Genomic DNA, 351 nt, shown 5'->3' with positions numbered 1-351 from the left:
CCATTAGCTCAGTTGGTAGAGCATCTGACTTTTAATCAGAGGGTCGAAGGTTCGAGTCCTTCATGGCTCACCATGTTACGCGGGTGTGGCGGAATTGGCAGACGCGCTAGACTTAGGATCTAGTGTCTTATGACGTGGGGGTTCAAGTCCCTTCACCCGCATTATACAGGATAGTGATCCTGTATGCGGAAGTAGTTCAGTGGTAGAACACCACCTTGCCAAGGTGGGGGTCGCGGGTTCGAATCCCGTCTTCCGCTCCAACTATACCATCCACGCCGGGGTGGTGGAATTGGCAGACACACAGGACTTAAAATCCTGCGGTAGGTGACTACCGTGCCGGTTCAAGTCCGG

Annotated in this window: 2 tRNA genes; both read left to right on the top strand. The window is 53.6% G+C overall.

Features of this window, described 5'->3' with window-relative positions:
• The first annotated feature begins 79 nt into the window (after positions 1–79).
• A tRNA-Leu gene (locus SB847_RS20675) sits at positions 80–161 on the top strand.
• Between the two features lie 24 nt (positions 162–185).
• A tRNA-Gly gene (locus tag SB847_RS20670) sits at positions 186–260 on the top strand.
• Positions 261–351: the final 91 nt, after the last annotated feature.

This window comes from Bacillus sp. SIMBA_026 (assembly GCF_046535335.1).
Classification (GTDB): Bacteria; Bacillota; Bacilli; order Bacillales; family Bacillaceae; genus Bacillus; species Bacillus velezensis.
The sequence above is the reverse complement of the archived record's forward strand: the minus strand, read 5'-3'. Positions and strand labels throughout refer to the sequence as shown.